The 2,335-nt window shown below is 66.9% G+C and carries 2 protein-coding genes; both read left to right on the forward strand.

The features are described 5' to 3' along the window. The coding region (locus tag A2J03_RS20695) for a helicase-associated domain-containing protein (RefSeq protein WP_197480890.1) at positions 1–938 on the forward strand (938 nt) is incomplete at its 5' end. Between the two features lie 235 nt (positions 939–1,173). Continuing rightward, a partial coding sequence (locus A2J03_RS20700; RefSeq protein WP_068377785.1) for a DEAD/DEAH box helicase occupies positions 1,174–2,335 on the forward strand: 1,162 nt, incomplete at its 3' end.

Consider the following 2,335-nt stretch of genomic DNA (forward strand, 5'->3'; position numbering starts at 1 on the left):
TGTCGACACCGGGCAAAGCACTACTGCACGGGGGCGACGCCGAGGCGTCGATGCGCGACGCGCTCCCGACCCCGATCGACTACGTACTGCTGCAGGCCGACCTGACACTCGTCGCGCCCGGGCCGTTGGAGCCGGACCTGCACGACCGCATCGGGCTCGTCGCCGACGTCGAATCGGCAGGTGCCGCGACGGTGTATCGCGTCACCGAGGACAGTCTTCGCCGCGCGCTCGATGTCGGGCTGAGCGCAGCCGAGCTGCACTCGCTGTTCGGGACACATTCACGAACGCCGGTTCCACAAGGGCTCAGTTACCTCATCGACGACGTCGCCCGCCGCCACGGCCGATTGCGGGCAGGCATCGCGTCATCCTTCGTACGATGCGAAGATCCAGCACTGCTGGCCGAGGTCCTGACCTCCAGCGCTGCGGAACAGTTGGCGCTGCGGGCATTGGCGCCGACGGTCGCCATCTCACAAGCATCTCTCGCGGAAGTCATGAATGTTCTCGGTGCGGCGGGCTTCGCCCCCGCAGGCGAGGACGCGAACGGCGCGATAGTGGATCTGCGGAGCCGCGGCGCGCGGGTCGCTGTCCGGCGCTCGCGTGCCCACTTCCGTAGTCCAGCCGTACCGACCGACGAACAGCTCGGACGCCTCGTCACCGAATTGCGGGCGGGTGAGCGGGCATCGACAGCCGGCGGGCAAGCTGTCCGTTCCGACGGGACGCGTGCCACCGGCACCGCAACGTTGGCGCTGCTGCAGACGGCGCTGAAGGTACGCCGCAGCGTCACCATCGGCTACGTCGACGCACAGGGCACGGCGTCGCAGCGCGTCGTGGACCCCGTCGGGATGGGTGGCGGGCAGCTGGAAGCCTTCGATCCGGCGACCGGCGAGATCCGGCGATTCACCCTGCATCGAATCACCTCGGTGGCCCTGGTCGACTGACGCGGCTCCGCCGCCGGCCGGCATGCGCGGCTCCGCCGCAGTGGCATGGTTGAGTGCACCCTGGTGCACTTATTCGTGCCACTGGAGCGGAGCGACTTGTGTCCCTGGAGCGGAGCGACTTCCCCCGCCCTCGAGCCGAGCGATTCGCGCGCACATGGCGCTACCGCCCCGAAGTCTGGACAATGGAGAAGTTGCGCACTTTCACGTGCGTCCAGAAGTGCTCTAGGAGGAACAAGTGACCGACGGACCTTTGATCGTCCAGTCCGACAAGACGCTGTTGCTCGAGATCGACCATGCCCTTGCCGGTGAAGCGCGCGGCGCGATCGCCCCGTTCGCCGAACTCGAACGCGCCCCCGAGCACGTCCACACGTACCGCATCACGCCGCTCGCGCTGTGGAACGCACGCGCCGCCGGACACGACGCCGAGCAGGTCGTCGATGCCCTCGTGAACTACTCGCGCTACGCAGTTCCGCAGCCGCTGCTCGTGGACATCGTGGACACCATGGCCCGCTACGGCCGACTGCAGCTGGTGAAGAGTCCGGTGCACGGACTGTCGCTGATCAGCCTCGATCGCGCGGTCCTCACCGAGGTCATGCGGCACAAGAAGATCGCCCCGATGCTCGGCGCGATGGTCGACGAGGACACCGTCATCGTCCATCCGAGCGAGCGCGGGCACCTCAAGCAGATGCTGCTCAAGATCGGCTGGCCCGCCGAGGACCTCGCCGGCTACGTCGACGGTGAAGCACACCCGATCGAACTCGACACCGAGGGCGGCAAGTGGACGCTGCGGGACTACCAGGAGATGGCCGCGGACTCGTTCTGGGCCGGTGGCTCGGGTGTCGTGGTGCTTCCGTGCGGCGCAGGCAAGACGATGGTCGGTGCCGCCGCCATGGCGAAGGCCAAAGCGACAACGCTGATTCTGGTCACCAATACCGTCGCCGGACGGCAGTGGAAGCGCGAGCTCATTGCGCGGACCTCGCTCACCGAGGAGGAAATCGGCGAGTACTCGGGTGAGCGCAAAGAGATCCGGCCTGTGACAATCGCCACGTATCAGGTCATCACTCGCCGGACGAAGGGTGAGTACAAGCACCTTGAATTGTTCGACTCCCGAGACTGGGGATTGGTGATCTACGACGAGGTGCACCTTCTCCCCGCACCCGTGTTTCGCATGACGGCCGATCTCCAATCGCGCCGCCGCCTCGGGCTGACCGCAACTCTGGTGCGAGAGGACGGCCGCGAGGGCGATGTCTTCTCTCTCATCGGACCGAAGCGCTACGACGCCCCGTGGAAGGACATCGAAGCGCAGGGTTGGATCGCGCCCGCCGAGTGCATCGAAGTCCGTGTGACGCTGACCGACGCCGAGAGGATGGCGTACGCGGTGTCCGAGCCGGAAGAGC

It is taken from the genome of Rhodococcus sp. EPR-157, assembly GCF_001647195.1.
GTDB lineage: Bacteria > Actinomycetota > Actinomycetes > Mycobacteriales > Mycobacteriaceae > Rhodococcoides.